This is a genomic window from Rhodobacteraceae bacterium IMCC1335 (assembly GCA_039640495.1).
Lineage (GTDB): Bacteria > Pseudomonadota > Alphaproteobacteria > Rhodobacterales > Rhodobacteraceae > Thalassovivens.
Window position 1 is genome coordinate 792059 of sequence record CP046864.1, and the last position, 14326, is coordinate 806384.

A 14326-nucleotide genomic window follows, 5' to 3' on the forward strand; every position below is an offset into this window, starting at 1 on the left:
ATATGGTGAGGTGGCGGGCGGTTAGGTTTTGTGTTTTAAAAAGTTGCCGTGATTTTTATCTGAGTGGCTTCCCTTGCGTAGTCGCAAGAGACCTTTTACATAAAGATCTTTAAGGTCTGGAGCGTGAATGTTAAGCTCAAAGCGCATTTTGTTAATTATCACGGGCGGCATCGCTGCGTATAAATCCTTGGATTTAATACGCAAATTGCGCGCGGCGGGCGCAGCTGTGACCCCTGTTTTGACAGGCTCGGCGAAAGAATTCGTGACGCCGCTTTCGGTGGCCGCTCTGGCCGGTGAAACAGTATATTCTGAATTGTTCGATTTAACCTCGGAAGCAGAAATGGGCCATATCGAATTATCGCGCAGCGCTGATCTTATTTTGGTCGCGCCTGCCACGGCCGATATGATGGCAAAAATGGCGCAGGGGCGGGCCGATGATCTTGCCTCTACGCTTATTTTGGCGACGGATACGCCGGTACTGATTGCACCCTCTATGAATGTGCGGATGTGGGAACATTCTGCCACGCAGCGCAATTTACGCCAGCTTCAGGCCGATGGCGTGAAAATTATCGGGCCCGACGCCGGAGATATGGCCTGTGGTGAATTTGGGCCCGGTCGTATGTCTGAGCCCGTCGATATTCTGACCGCTGTGCAAATGCATTTTACCCGCGGCCCGCTGACAGGCCAGCGCGTGCTGCTCACGTCCGGCCCAACCCATGAGCCGATTGATCCCGTGCGCTATATTGCGAACCGCTCTTCAGGGCGGCAGGGCAGCGCTATTGCACAAGCCTTGGTCAATCAAGGTGCTGAGGTGGTGTTCATCTCGGGGCCGGCGGCAGCAGACCCGCCCCTTGGCGCGCAGATCAAACGCGTTGAAACGGCCTTAGAGATGGCGCAAGCGGTTGAGCAAGCCCTGCCGTGCAACATCGCGATCTTTGTGGCGGCAGTGGCCGATTATCGTGTAGACATGCCCGGCGAGGAAAAGATCAAGAAACAGGCGGGGGGGCTTTCAACCTTAAGCTTTGTGGAAAATCCCGATATTTTGGCCTCGGTGGCGCAACGCCGCGACAATCGCCCGGATTTGGTGATCGGCTTTGCGGCTGAAACCGAAGCGCTTGAGAAGAATGCACAGGCAAAACGCATGCGAAAGGGCTGTGATTGGCTTTTAGCAAATGATGTTTCAGCCAAAACCGGTATTATGGGGGGCGACGAAAACGCGATTTTGTGCATTGAACAGGCTGGGGTGGATCAATGGCCCAGAGCTTCAAAGGCGCAAGTGGCGGAGCGTTTGGTGCAAAAGATCATTGACCATGTTGAAAAGGCGTCAACGGCGCATGGTTGAGGTCCAATTTGCATGGTCTGAGGGCGCAGATCAAACGCTTGGCGCGCCGTGCTATGAAACTGAAGGTGCAGCCGGTGCAGATATTCGGGCTAATTTAGCGCCTGATTTGCGCGCAACGGGGATGATTTTGAAGGCCGCCAACCGCCTGCTTGTGCCCACTGGGTTGCACGTTGCCATACCGCCGGGTTTTGAGGTTCAGCTGCGGCCAAGATCTGGTCTGGCTTTAAAGCATGGGATTACGCTTTTGAACGCACCGGGAACGGTTGACAGCGATTACCGTGGAGAAATCGGTGTGATTTTGTACAATAGCGGGTCGCAAGCGTTTCTGATTGCACATGGAGATCGGATCGCACAACTGGTCGTGGCGCCCGTCATACAAGCGCGGTTTGTCAATGTAGACCAGCTGGCCGGCAGCGAGCGCAATGCGGGCGGCTTTGGGTCTACGGGGCGCAGCTGATGCTTTGGCTGATTATTTTAGCGCTGGGGTTTTGGGTTTTTGGCGCACGCTTGAAAGTGCCATCTGAAGTGCGGTTCTGGGTGATTGCAGCGCTTTATGCGGCATTAATACTTGCCCATTTGGTTTTGCCAGATCAGCATCCCTTAATTCTGGCGACGGGTGGTTCTGTCGCTCCCTTAGCCTTGTTGGGTGGGTTTATCGGTCTTATTTTAATCTATCGGCTGGGATTGCGGGCCTTGCGGCGGCGCGCGGAACGCGCGCAAAGCGCAGGGGCGAGCACGCCTGGCCAATCGGACAAGTTTAACGCCACAGAGTTAGAGCGGTATGCGCGTCACATCATGTTGCGCGAAATTGGCGGTGTTGGACAAAAAAAGTTTAAGCAAGCAAAAATCCTGGTCATCGGGGCTGGGGGGCTGGGGGCACCGGCTTTGCAATATTTGGCCGCGTCTGGGGTTGGAACGATTGGCGTGATTGATGATGATTTGGTGGAAAATTCAAATTTGCAACGACAGGTTATCCACCAAGATGCCGCGATTGGTACGCCAAAGGTGTTTTCGGCGCAAACAATGATGCTGGCGCAAAACCCTTATATCGATATACGCCCCTATCACCGCCGCTTCACCCAGGATATCGCTGCCGAGTTATGCGGCGAGTTTGATCTGCTATTGGATGGCAGCGATAATTTTGACACCCGCTATTTGGCCAATGAAACGGCAGTGGCGTTGGGAATGCCTCTGATTTCTGGGGCGTTAAGCCAATGGGAGGGGCAAGTTGCGGTGTTTGATCCCAAAACCTTTGGCCCCTGCTATGCTTGTGTTTTTCCCTCTGCTCCGGCGGAAGGTTTGGCGCCCAGCTGTGCAGAAGCTGGCGTTTTCGCGCCGCTTCCGGGCGTGGTTGGGGCGATGATGGCCGCAGAGGCGCTGAAGCTGCTAAGTGATGCTGGCACGGCGCTGCGGGGGGATATGCTGATCTATGATGCGCTGTATGGTGAGACGAGAAAGCTAAAAATGACGCCCCGCACGAACTGCGCGATCTGCGGTGGTTAAATGCTTGCTCGACAGCGCGCGCGCCATTGGGGCTTTGGTTTGGCGCCGGGTCTATGCTGCGATGATTTTTTGAAGGAAAAAAGAATATGAGCAACCCCCTTTTATCTGACTGGACTGGCGCCTTTGGCCTAGCGCCTTTTGCTGAAATTTCTGATGCTGATTTTGCGCCAGCTTTCGAAACGGCTTTGGCAGAAGATCTCGCTGAAACCTTAGCGATTGCGAATAACCCCCAAATCCCCAGTTTTGCCAATACCATTGAGGCATTGGCCGCAACAGGCAAAGCGTTACATCAGGTATTATCGGTGTTCTATACCCTCTCAGGGGCCGATAGTAACGCTGAACGCGAGGCGTTGATGCGAGAGTTTTCCCCCAAACTCTCTGCGCATAGTTCCGAAATCTATGCAAATAAAGCGCTGTTCGGCCGTATTGATCGGCTTTGGAACAGCCGCGCCGAATTGGATCTTTCAGAGGAACAGCAGCGCGTCTTGATGCTGACGCATCGCAATTTCATTCGTGCCGGCGCTGCGTTGAGCGGTACGGCCGAGCTGCGTATGAAAGAAATCAAATCGCGTTTGGCTGTAATAGGTACCGAGTTTTCGCAAAATCTTTTGCATGATGAGCGTAGCTGGCATTTGGAATTGGGGCCTGAAGATTTAAACGGCCTGCCAGAGTTTTTGATTGATGCGGCCAAGGCCGCGGGCGTTGAGCGAGGTGTTGAAGCGCCAATTGTGACTTTGTCGCGATCGATTATTGTGCCGTTTTTACAATTCTCTGCGCAGCGCGACTTGCGCAAAAAGGCTTATCAGGCCTGGGCGGCGCGCGGCGCGCATGCCGGCGCTCATGATAACCGATCCTTGGCCTTGGAAATGCTTGTCCTGCGCCAAGAGATGGCAGAGCTTTTGGGATATCCTGATTTTGCGTCTTTCAAACTTGAGACTGAAATGGCGAAGACGCCAGAAAATGTGTTAAAATTGCTTAAAGACGTCTGGCAACCGGCGAAGGCCCGTGCCGAACAGGATGCAGGCGTTTTGCAGGAGATGATGCGCGCAGAAGGCGTTAATGGCGATTTGGAAAAATGGGATTGGCGCTATTATGCCGAAAAACGCCGCGGTGCAGAATTCGATTTGGACGAGGCGCAATTAAAACCCTATTTCCAACTGGATCAGATGATCGCCGCCGCGTTTGACTGCGCGAACCGTTTATTCGGGTTAAGTTTCGAAGAAGTGAAACTGCCGCTCTATCATTCGGATTGCCGCGCGTGGGAGGTGCGCCGCGATGGCGCGCATGTGGCGCTATTCATTGGCGATTATTTTGCGCGGGGCTCAAAACGCTCGGGGGCTTGGTGCAGCGCGATGCGCGCTCAGGCAAAATTCCCAAAAGCGCAAGCGCCGATCGTGATCAACGTGTGCAATTTTGCCAAAAGCGATCCTGCGTTGCTGTCTTATGATGATGCGCGCACTTTATTTCATGAATTTGGCCATGCTTTGCATCAGATGCTGTCCAACGTAACTTATGAGATGATTTCTGGCACTTCAGTGCCCCGAGATTTTGTGGAATTGCCCAGCCAGCTTTATGAGCATTGGCTTGATGTGCCTGAAGTCTTGGCAAAATTTGCAACGCATGCCGAAACAGGCTCGGCAATGCCGCAAGACTTGCTTGAAAAAGTTTTGGCCGCGGCCACCTATGATATGGGGTTCCAAACCGTTGAATATGTGGCATCTGCGATGGTAGATTTGTTTTATCATACCGGTGATATACCAACTGACATCATGCGGCGGCAGACAGATATTCTTGATCAAATTAATATGCCCAAAGCGATTGGAATGCGCCATGCAACACCGCAATTCGCCCATGTATTTTCAGGGGGGTATTATGCCAGCGCCTATTACAGCTATATGTGGTCTGAAGTGATGGATGCCGATGCATTTGCCGCGTTTGAGGAAAAAGGAGACCCGTTTGACCAAAGTTTGGCGCAATCGCTTGAAGAAAATATCCTAGCCGCGGGTGGCTCGAAAGATCCCGAACTTCTTTATCAGGCCTATCGGGGGCGTCTGCCGGGGGTGCAAGCGCTTTTGCAGGGGCGCGGATTGGTATCAAAAGCCTTAATTTGAAAGCGTTTTGCCAAAAATCGATTGCGCTCGACGCTGCGTATAAAAAAAACCTGAATTTGGATAAAAATTTGTAGTGGGCGTGGTTGACTCTGTAGAGGTCGCTCCTTACATGACGTCTGTTGGCACTCACGCTAGGTGAGTGCTAATGGCCTGCGAAGGTCAACTCTAATTTGAGCGTAAGGAGCCTAAGAGATGGCATTAAAACCGCTTCACGACCGCGTTCTGGTCCGTCGCCTTGAAGGCGATGAAAAAACTTCTGGCGGATTGATCATTCCAGATAGTGCAAAAGAAAAGCCTGCTGAAGGCGTTGTAATCGCTTGCGGTGAGGGTGCTCGCAAAGACAGCGGCGAATTGATCGCAATGGCGGTCAGCAATGGCGATAAAATTTTGTTTGGTAAATGGTCAGGTACAGAAGTTACCGTAGATGGCGAAGAGCTGTTGATCATGAAAGAAAGCGATATTTTGGGCGTTCTGTCCTAAATCGCACTCCCCTAATTTCAATTTATTAAGACGAGGAAAAGCACATGGCTGCTAAGGACGTCAAATTCGCCACAGATGCACGCAATCGCATGCTCAATGGCGTAAATATTTTAGCTGACGCTGTAAAAGTAACTTTAGGTCCAAAAGGTCGGAACGTTGTTCTGGATAAATCTTTTGGCGCGCCACGGATCACCAAAGATGGTGTGTCAGTTGCCAAAGAAATCGAACTGGAAGATAAGTTCGAAAACATGGGTGCGCAAATGGTCAAAGAAGTGGCCAGCCGCACCAATGACGAAGCCGGTGACGGCACAACCACAGCAACCGTTTTGGCGCAAGCGATCGTTCGCGAAGGCTTGAAATCAGTTGCTGCGGGCATGAACCCCATGGATCTGAAGCGCGGTATTGATGTAGCAACAGCGAAAGTTGTTGAATCAATCAAAGCGGCTTCTCGCGAAGTGAAAGATAGCGATGAAGTGGCGCAGGTTGGCACAATCTCTGCCAATGGCGAAGCCGAAATCGGCCGCCAAATCGCGGATGCGATGCAAAAAGTGGGCAATGAAGGCGTGATCACTGTTGAAGAGAATAAAGGCTTGGAAACAGAAACCGACGTTGTTGAAGGCATGCAATTCGACCGTGGATATCTGTCACCTTACTTTGTGACCAATGCAGATAAAATGACCTCTGAGTTGGAAGATTGCATGATCTTGTTGCACGAAAAGAAGCTGTCTTCTTTGCAGCCAATGGTGCCATTGCTTGAATCCGTGATCCAATCGCAAAAACCCTTATTGATCATTGCAGAAGATGTTGAAGGCGAAGCCTTGGCAACTTTGGTGGTGAACAAATTGCGCGGCGGCTTGAAAATCGCGGCTGTGAAAGCGCCTGGATTTGGTGATCGCCGCAAAGCGATGCTGCAGGATATCGCAATTTTGACAGGTGGCCAGGTGATCAGCGAAGATTTGGGCATGAAGCTTGAATCAGTGACCATGGACATGCTTGGCACGGCCAAGAAGGTTCAAATCACCAAAGACGAAACAACCATTGTTGATGGTGCCGGTGCGAAAGCTGAAATCGAAGCACGCGTGACGCAGATCCGCAATCAGATCGAAGAAACTTCATCTGATTACGATCGTGAAAAGCTTCAAGAGCGCGTTGCCAAATTGGCTGGCGGTGTTGCCGTGATCCGCGTTGGTGGAATGACCGAAGTGGAAGTGAAAGAGCGCAAAGACCGCGTTGATGATGCGCTGAATGCGACCCGTGCTGCGGTTCAAGAAGGCGTTGTTGTCGGTGGCGGCGTTGCGCTGGTGCAAGCGGCTAATGCGTTGGCTGGTGTGACTGGTGAAAACTCTGACCAAGATGCGGGTATCACGATCGTGCGCAAAGCAATCGAAGCGCCTTTGCGCCAGATCGCTGAAAACGCAGGCGTTGACGGTGCCGTTGTTGCTGGCAAAATCCGCGAAAGCAGCGATCCGGCATTTGGCTTTAACGCTCAAACCGAAGAATATGGTGATATGTTCGCTTATGGTGTTATTGACCCTGCCAAAGTTGTGCGCACAGCGTTGGAAGACGCCGCTTCAATCGCGGGTCTGTTGATCACAACAGAAGCGATGGTTGCAGATAAGCCTGCCAAAGAAGGTGCCGGCGGCGCCGGAGGCGGCATGCCCGACATGGGCGGCATGGGCGGCATGGGCGGCATGATGTAAGCTGCTTAAACGCAAAAAAGAATGGGGCCCAGCTATGTAGCTGGGCCTTTTTTTTTGCCCCGACTTGCGCTAGGGCCTATAAAGCTGAGCGGTTGAGGAAAACTTGGATGCGTTTATTTTTACTCACCACAGTGACGATGCTGGCATTTGGGGCCAACTCAGTTTTGAATCGAGCGGCGCTTGCGCCCGAACTTGGAGCTGAGCGGCTTGAGCCCTGGGTTTTTGCCGCGATACGTTTACTGTCGGGGGCGCTTTGTTTGCTGCTGTTGATTGGGTGGCGCGATAAGCGGTTCCAGATTCCAGATTTCAATTTTTGGGGTGTGATCAGCCTGAGCGTATACGCGGTTGCATTTTCGCTGGCTTATATTTCGCTGCAAACAGGGATTGGCGCTTTGATCCTTTTTGGCGTGATCCAGCTTGTGATGTTTGCAGGCGCATTGATTAAAAAAGAGCATCTGTCAGCGCGAAAATGGATTGGCGCTTCGATCGCTTGCACGGGTTTGGTCTGGCTGCTTTGGCCGATGCAGCCCGTTGGCATTGATCCATGGGGCGCTGCGCTGATGCTGGCAGCCGGTATCGGCTGGGGGGTGTATTCGCTGTTGGGGCGCGCAAGCCTTGATGCTTTGGCCGATACCGGCGCTAATTTCTTTTATACAGGGTTTTTTGCGGCGGCCGTCTTATATCTGCTTCCTGCGCAGATTAGCCTATACGGGGGTGTTCTGGCGGTGGCCTCCGGCGCGGTGACGTCAGCAATGGGCTATGCGCTTTGGTATTCAATATTGCCGCGTTTATCTACTGCAGTGGCGGGGATAGCGCAGTTAAGCGTGCCGGTTTTGGCAGCGTTCGGCGGCATGGTGTTTTTAACCGAAGCCGTGACTTGGCAGTTTATCCTTGCTAGCGTGGTGGTCTTGGGCGGTATTGGCTTTGCAACCTGGTCTTTTGATGCAGAGGGCAAAGGCGGTGATCGCGTATCTACCGCCACGAGGGCAAAATGATCCGGTATCTTTTTCTCTTTACGATGGGGTTCATACAGCCGGTTTCCGCAGATTGTGTGGTGTTGTTGCATGGGTTGGGACGGTCGGCGTTTTCGCTGGTGTTGCTGGAAGAGGTGTTGCAGCGGCACGGGTATAAAACGGTAAAAGTAAATTATCCCTCAAAAAAACAAACTATTCAGGCTTTGTCTGATTATGCATTGCCGCAGGGGTTTGCCGCCTGTGGAACCGCAAAAACCCATTTGGTAACGCATTCCATGGGGGGCATCTTGGCCCGTTATTGGCTGGCCCATCAAACCCCCGAGAATCTTGGCCGCGTGGTTATGCTGGCACCGCCCAATCAGGGCAGTGAGTTGGTTGATATTTTGGGGCCCTTACCGCCTTTTGAGTGGATCAATGGCCCGGCGGGGGCGCAATTGGGGACCGATGGTTTGGTATTGAGCTTGCCCGCGGTCACGTTTGATTTGGGAATTATTGCCGGATCTCACACGCTAAACCCTGCGTATTCCGCGCTAATTGATGGGGCGGATGACGGGAAAGTATCGGTTGCAGCTACCAAGGTTGAAGGGATGCGCGATCATATCATCCTGCCAGTCACGCATACATTCATCATGAATACCCCAAATGTTTTGGCGCAAACGCTTGTTTATCTTGAAACGGGCCGGTTTGATCCTGAGATGAGTGATCTTGAGGCGTTGCAAAACGTGCTGATTTATGAGCGGTAGTTCTTTCTCTTTTTACAATGCCGATATTTTAACGCCAACGGGCGTGGCGCGGGCACCTTTGCACATTGAAAAGGGCGCCGTGGCGAGCGCCCCGCAAAGCGTTGCATTTGATCTTGACGGATTTCTTGTGCTGCCGGGGATTATTGATCTGCATGGCGATGGGTTTGAGCGCCATCTTGCGCCAAGGCGGGGTGCGGTGAAAAATTTGCAAACAGGATTTTCTGCCGTGCAATCTGAATTGGCGGCGCATGGGATTACCACAGCGTGTCTGGCGCAGTTTTACAGCTGGGAAGGGGGTATGCGCGGCCCCGAATTCGCTGAAAAATTCTTGCAGGCCTTGCAATGTTTTCAACAAAGCAGCCCGTTAACCTTGCGCGCGCAGTTGCGCTTTGAAACGCATATGTTGGATCATTATGAGCGTTTTGCGGATTTGTGCACTAGGTTCCAAGTGCCCTATATCGTGTTCAATGATCATCTTCCCCATGCGGCACTGGCGGCAGGAAAACGCCCCCCCCGATTGACGGGTCAGGCCTTAAAAAGTGGCCGCAATCCAGATGCGCATCTGGCGTTGTTAAAGCAGATGCATGACGCCCATGGCCAAGTTCCTGCCGCGCTGTTGCGTTTAAGAACGCTGCTCAGCGCGCATACGATACTGGGCAGCCATGATGACCGCAGCGCTCAGCAGCGCCAGAATTGGGCGCAGATGGGCGTTTCGATTTGTGAATTTCCGGAAACTTATGAGGTTGCAAAACTAGCCAATGCTCTTGGTTCGCCGGTGGTAATGGGTGCGCCAAATTTGTTACGGGGTGGATCGCATAAAGGCAATATCAGCGTTGCGACCTTGTTGGCAGAGGGGCTTTGCGACGCTTTGGCCTCGGATTACCATTACCCATCGCTTTGCCACGCGGCGCTAAGCTTAGAGGCTGATATTGGCATCGCCAAGGCTTGGGCGCTGATCTCCTCGCGGCCTGCCAAGATTCTGGGCCTCGGTGATCGGGGGCATCTGGCCCTTGGCCAACGGGCTGATATGGTGGTTTTGGATCGACGCAGTCATGCAGTCGAAGGCACGTTTGCGCAGGGTCGACCTGTACATCTTACAGGGGGTTTGGCGGCAAGGATGACGGGGCTCGTGTCAGGTGACGCGCACTCCTAGCGGCCTTTCGCCCATCGGCGCGTTAGCTTTTCGGCCGCACGCTGTTATAATGACCCATTTTGCGGCCCGGTTTTATCTCGGCTTTGCCATATAAATGCAGCGCGGTGCCGGCTTGCGAAGACAGGGCTTCAAGCGCGTCAAGATCATCTCCGATCAAATTTGTCATCGTGACATCGCTATGCCGGCTGCCATCAGCCAGCGGCCAATTTGCGATGGCGCGTATATGCTGTTCAAACTGATCAACCGCGCAGCCATTTTGCGTCCAATGCCCTGAATTATGAACCCGTGGCGCGATTTCATTGACGATTAAACCCTGCTCAGTGACGAAAAGCTCAACGCCCATAACGCCTACATAATCCAGCGCATTCATAATTTGCGCGGCCAAAAGCACCGCATCCATCCGCTGGGTGGCGTTGATTTGCGCCGGTACGGTGGTCGTGCGCAAAATCCCCGCTTGATGGATGTTTTCGCCCGGATCAAAGCACGCCACATCACCAGCGCTGTTGCGCGCGCCAATAATTGAAATTTCTTTTGAAAAGGAAATGAAGCCCTCTAAAACTGCCGCTTGCCCGGCCATTTCGGCGATTGCCGTGGCCTGATCTTCTTGGGTGGATAAGCGCGCTTGACCTTTGCCATCATAGCCAAAGCGCCGGGTTTTCAATATGGCGGGCAGCCCTAGCGCGTCCACGGCTTCGGTCAGGTCTTGGCGCGTGTCAACTGCGCGATAGGGGGCTGTTTTCAATCCCAAGCCCGTCAGGAAATCTTTTTCCGTCAATCGGTCTTGGGAAATGCGCAAGGCTTCACGCCCGGGTCGAATTGGGCGAAGATTTTCTAAAATATCCAAAGCCGATGTGGGGATATTTTCAAACTCATAGGTGATCACATCAACCTCGGCCGCAAAACGGCGCAACGCATCCTCATCCTCATAGGCGGCGCTGGTGGTGGCGTAAGCCACATCGGCGGCTGGAGGCGCGGAAGATGGATCAAAAATATGGCCACGAAGCCCTAATCTACTGGCGGCAATACACAGCATCCGGCCCAATTGTCCGCCGCCCAAGATACCGATCACGGCGCCGGTTTTTAAAGGTTCATTCATCAACGGGCTCATCCGCGATTGAAGCGGTGAGCTTGGCGCGCCACTGCGCCAAACGCGCCGCAAGCTCCGGATCGCTTAAGGCCAAAATTGCAGCGGCCATCAGCCCCGCGTTTTGAGCCCCTGCAGCCCCAATCGCCATCGTGGCTACGGGAAAGCCTTTTGGCATTTGGACGATCGAATAGAGGCTATCCACACCGGATAAGGCTTTCGTTTGTATCGGGACGCCAATCACCGGCAACGGGGTTTTTGACGCCATCATGCCAGGCAAATGCGCTGCCCCACCAGCGCCGGCAATAATCACCTTTAAACCCCGATCGATCGCGGTTTTACCATAGGTCCACAAACGGTCTGGGGTGCGATGGGCCGATACGATTTTGGTTTCATAGGGAAGATGTAAATCATCCAAAATTTCGGCAGCGTTGCGCAGTGTTGGCCAATCTGATTGGCTGCCCATAATTATTCCGATGTCCGGCTGTGTCATTCTTTGGTCCTTGGCTTCAAACGCGCAGTATAAGGATTGCCCAAGCTTAGGCAATAATGTCAGGGGTCAAACGGTCCTCTAAACGCGATATTTTATCTTTAAGCGCCAATTTTCTTTTCTTAAGCCGTTGCAGGGTCAGTTGATCTGCGGTGCCCTTCTCAACCAGAGCGCTGATCGCATCATCCAGATCGCGGTGTTCGCGTTTAAACACCGCCAATTGGATCTGTAAAACCTCATCATTTTCTAAGGCGGGGTCGCTGGTATTGATCATTCACATCTACTGGCTTGTTACGTTTCTAGTTTACCGGAAAGGCGTTGGGCTGCAAAGCCCTTGTCTTTATCATTTTGGTTTCCCATATCTACTGCAAGAGCCGCCAGATTGGGGCTTTTTACGGACTGTCGCTTCTAAAAAGGACGTGTCGATGGCAAAATTAAATTTGGGGTCTTATCCGCATATGCTGGGGTTTGAGCAGCTGGAACGCTTGCTTGAGCGCGCGGCAAAATCTGGAAATGAAGGATATCCGCCTTTTAATATTGAGCAAACCTCGGCCAGCTCGTATCGGATTACGCTTGCCGTTGCGGGGTTTCGCGAGGAAGATTTATCGATCACGCTTGAGGATCGCCAATTGCTTATTCGGGGGCGGCAGCAAGAGACAAGCGACGCGCGGGTGTTTTTGCATCGCGGGATCGGGGCGCGGCAGTTTCAACGCAGTTTTGTTTTGGCCGACGGTGTGGATGTGGGCGAAGCGCTCATGGAAAATGGTTTGCTGCATATTGATTTAACGCAAACTCAACCTGAAACCGTTGTGCAAAAGATTAAAATTCACAAAGCGAGAAAATAGGCGCAGCGTTGAGGGATGATTTGCGGCGCTAAGACAACGCGAAATCACGCGTCTCAGCTTTTTATGCAGATGTGTTGAAGATCAGGCGACCGATCATGCTGGGCCTATGACAGGCGATTTTGCCGTGGCAAGGCCCCGTTATATATTCATTGCCAAGCGGTAATACGCGTTTTGACGCGCAGAGTTGAGATTCAGATATCGAGCCCCGCTCTGCGTCATATCATAATCTAAGCGGAGTATTTTAGCCGTTTTCAGCCAGAAATTTTTCCGCATCCAAGGCGGCCATACATCCCATGCCCGCGCTGGTGATCGCTTGCCGGTAGGTATCATCGGTCAGATCACCCGCCGCATATACGCCAGGGATTGAGGTGCGGGTGCTGCCCGGTTCGACCACCACATAGCCACCGCTATGGGTTTCCAATACATCCTTAACCAGCTCTGTCGCGGGGGAATGCCCGATGGCCACGAACACGCCTTTACACGCAATTTCCGTGATCTCTCCGGTTTTGACGTTCTTCACTCGCACGCCTTCAACGCCGAGCGGGCTGTCGGTCCCGATCACCTCATCCAATTGGTGAAACCATAAAGGTTCGATTTTTGGATGCTTGAGCAAACGGTCTTGAAGAATTTTCTCTGCGCGTAATTCATCACGGCGGTGGATTAACGTGACTTTGCTTGCAAAATTGGTGAGAAACAATGCTTCTTCCACCGCAGTATTGCCGCCGCCAATCACCACAATTTCCTGGCCACGATAGAAAAATCCATCGCAGGTGGCGCACGCCGATACACCAAATCCTTTGAACTTTTCCTCTGATGGTAGGCCAAGCCATTTCGCGCGTGCGCCGGTGGCTAATATCACGGCATCTGCTGTGTAGACCGCCCCGCTATCGCCTTTGGCGATGAAGGGGCGTTGGCTTAGATCCAGATTGCTGATGATATCTCCGATAATTTCGCATCCCATCGCTTTTGCATGCGCCTCCATACGGATCATCAAATCGGGGCCTTGCACTTCCGTATCGCCGGGCCAGTTTTCCACCTCGGTTGTTGTGGTCAATTGACCGCCCGGCTCGATCCCTTGCACCAGAATGGGCTCAAGCATGGCTCGGCTGGCATAAACACCGGCCGTATAGCCTGCGGGGCCTGATCCGATGATCAAAACTTTGGTGTGGCGGGTCTCTGACATGATGATTCCGATATCATTTAAATTCTGCTCGGAACGGTATAACGGTGTCTTTTAGGCTGGAAAACCCCCAAGATATTTAAAACTCTCGCTGTTACCAATAATTTAAAGAGTTGGAACAATCTTGCGGTTTTTTGAAATATTATTGCGCATAGAGCTTGCTTGCTGTAAGAAAAACGTAGCTTGTGGAGAATTTAAATGCCGTTAACCCGTTTAGACCCTATTGATAGGCTCATTTTGGCTGAGTTGCAGGCCGATGGCCGAATGACGAATGTAGAGTTGGCACGCCGCGTTGGAATTTCGGCGCCGCCATGTTTGCGCCGCGTGCGCGCATTGGAAGATCAGGGCTTTGTTCAAGGTTATCATGCCAAAGTTGACAGCCGGCAATTGGGCTTTGAAGTTCAAGTTTTTGCCATGGTAGGGCTGCAAAGCCAGGCAGAGGCAGATCTACGGGCTTTTGAAGATCGCTGCGTTGACTGGCCGTTGGTGCGCGAATGTCATATGCTGAACGGCGAAGTAGATTTCATGCTTAAATGCGTTGCTCCTGATCTGAGCAGCTTTCAAACATTTCTGACCTCGGATTTGCTCACCGCAGAGAATGTGGGAAGCGTTAAAACATCCTTGGTTATTCGAGGCGCCAAGGAAGAACCTGGCGTACCCTTTGACGTTTTAGAAGAGCGATTGGCCAAAAAAGCGTAACGCCGCTTTGAAAGACGCGGTG

At 52.5% G+C, this 14326-nt stretch carries 15 protein-coding genes; 11 read left to right on the top strand and 4 right to left on the bottom strand.

Annotated elements, in window-relative coordinates:
• Nucleotides 1–127 precede the first annotated feature (127 nt).
• The 9 genes from coaBC to GN241_03890 all read left to right on the top strand — a co-directional run bounded on the left by coaBC (nt 128) and on the right by GN241_03890 (nt 10006).
• The gene (gene coaBC, locus GN241_03850) at nt 128–1342 is read left to right on the top strand and encodes a bifunctional phosphopantothenoylcysteine decarboxylase/phosphopantothenate--cysteine ligase CoaBC (protein ID XAT56567.1); all 1215 of its coding nucleotides are present in this window, start codon (nt 128–130) and stop codon (nt 1340–1342) included.
• On the top strand, nt 1335–1799 hold the full coding sequence (locus GN241_03855; GenBank protein XAT59169.1) for a dUTP diphosphatase: 465 nt from the start codon (nt 1335–1337) through the stop codon (nt 1797–1799). The genes coaBC and GN241_03855 overlap by 8 nt, the downstream gene beginning before the upstream one ends.
• Nucleotides 1799–2845 carry a molybdopterin-synthase adenylyltransferase MoeB gene (moeB, locus tag GN241_03860; protein XAT56568.1) on the top strand — a complete coding sequence of 349 codons (1047 nt, stop codon included), beginning with the start codon at nt 1799–1801 and terminating at the stop codon, nt 2843–2845. Before GN241_03855 ends, moeB begins: the two co-directional genes overlap by 1 nt.
• Nucleotides 2846–2931: 86 nt before the next feature.
• Nucleotides 2932–4956, top strand: a complete 2025-nt coding sequence (locus GN241_03865; protein ID XAT56569.1) for a peptidase M3 — start codon at nt 2932–2934, stop codon at nt 4954–4956.
• A 192-nt stretch (nt 4957–5148) separates the two neighbouring features.
• Nucleotides 5149–5436, top strand: a complete 288-nt coding sequence (locus GN241_03870; protein ID XAT56570.1) for a co-chaperone GroES — start codon at nt 5149–5151, stop codon at nt 5434–5436.
• Between the two features lie 44 nt (nt 5437–5480).
• Nucleotides 5481–7136 carry a chaperonin GroEL gene (gene groL, locus GN241_03875; GenBank protein XAT56571.1) on the top strand — a complete coding sequence of 552 codons (1656 nt, stop codon included), beginning with the start codon at nt 5481–5483 and terminating at the stop codon, nt 7134–7136.
• 107 nt (nt 7137–7243) lie between these two features.
• Complete coding sequence (locus tag GN241_03880; protein ID XAT56572.1) at nt 7244–8131, top strand: EamA family transporter; 888 nt, start codon at nt 7244–7246, stop codon at nt 8129–8131.
• Nucleotides 8128–8853: an alpha/beta hydrolase gene (locus tag GN241_03885; GenBank protein XAT56573.1), complete on the top strand. Its 726-nt coding sequence runs from the start codon at nt 8128–8130 to the stop codon at nt 8851–8853. Before GN241_03880 ends, GN241_03885 begins: the two co-directional genes overlap by 4 nt.
• Nucleotides 8843–10006, top strand: coding sequence for an alpha-D-ribose 1-methylphosphonate 5-triphosphate diphosphatase (locus tag GN241_03890; protein XAT56574.1), 1164 nt, complete (start codon nt 8843–8845; stop codon nt 10004–10006). The genes GN241_03885 and GN241_03890 overlap by 11 nt, the downstream gene beginning before the upstream one ends.
• A 22-nt stretch (nt 10007–10028) precedes the next feature.
• On the opposite strand, the gene GN241_03895 is transcribed toward GN241_03890, so the two are convergent.
• From GN241_03895 to GN241_03905, 3 genes are read right to left on the bottom strand one after another with little or no spacing between them, the layout of a single operon-like run.
• Entirely contained in the window at nt 10029–11102 is a 1074-nt protein-coding gene (locus GN241_03895; protein ID XAT56575.1) for a 5-(carboxyamino)imidazole ribonucleotide synthase, read from the bottom strand.
• The gene (gene purE, locus GN241_03900) at nt 11095–11583 is read right to left on the bottom strand and encodes a 5-(carboxyamino)imidazole ribonucleotide mutase (GenBank protein ID XAT56576.1); all 489 of its coding nucleotides are present in this window, start codon (nt 11581–11583) and stop codon (nt 11095–11097) included. Before purE ends, GN241_03895 begins: the two co-directional genes overlap by 8 nt.
• A 46-nt stretch (nt 11584–11629) precedes the next feature.
• Complete coding sequence (locus GN241_03905) at nt 11630–11854, bottom strand: DUF465 domain-containing protein (protein ID XAT56577.1); 225 nt, start codon at nt 11852–11854, stop codon at nt 11630–11632.
• A 151-nt stretch (nt 11855–12005) separates the two neighbouring features.
• Between GN241_03905 and GN241_03910 the strand changes: the two genes are divergently transcribed.
• Entirely contained in the window at nt 12006–12425 is a 420-nt protein-coding gene (locus GN241_03910; protein XAT56578.1) for an Hsp20 family protein, read from the top strand.
• A 241-nt stretch (nt 12426–12666) separates the two neighbouring features.
• Here GN241_03910 and trxB read toward each other — a convergent pair whose 3' ends face one another.
• Nucleotides 12667–13608, bottom strand: a complete 942-nt coding sequence (gene trxB / locus GN241_03915; protein ID XAT56579.1) for a thioredoxin-disulfide reductase — start codon at nt 13606–13608, stop codon at nt 12667–12669.
• Nucleotides 13609–13803: 195 nt separating this feature from the next.
• Between trxB and GN241_03920 the strand changes: the two genes are divergently transcribed.
• Nucleotides 13804–14304, top strand: coding sequence for a winged helix-turn-helix transcriptional regulator (locus tag GN241_03920; protein XAT56580.1), 501 nt, complete (start codon nt 13804–13806; stop codon nt 14302–14304).
• Nucleotides 14305–14326 lie beyond the last annotated feature (22 nt).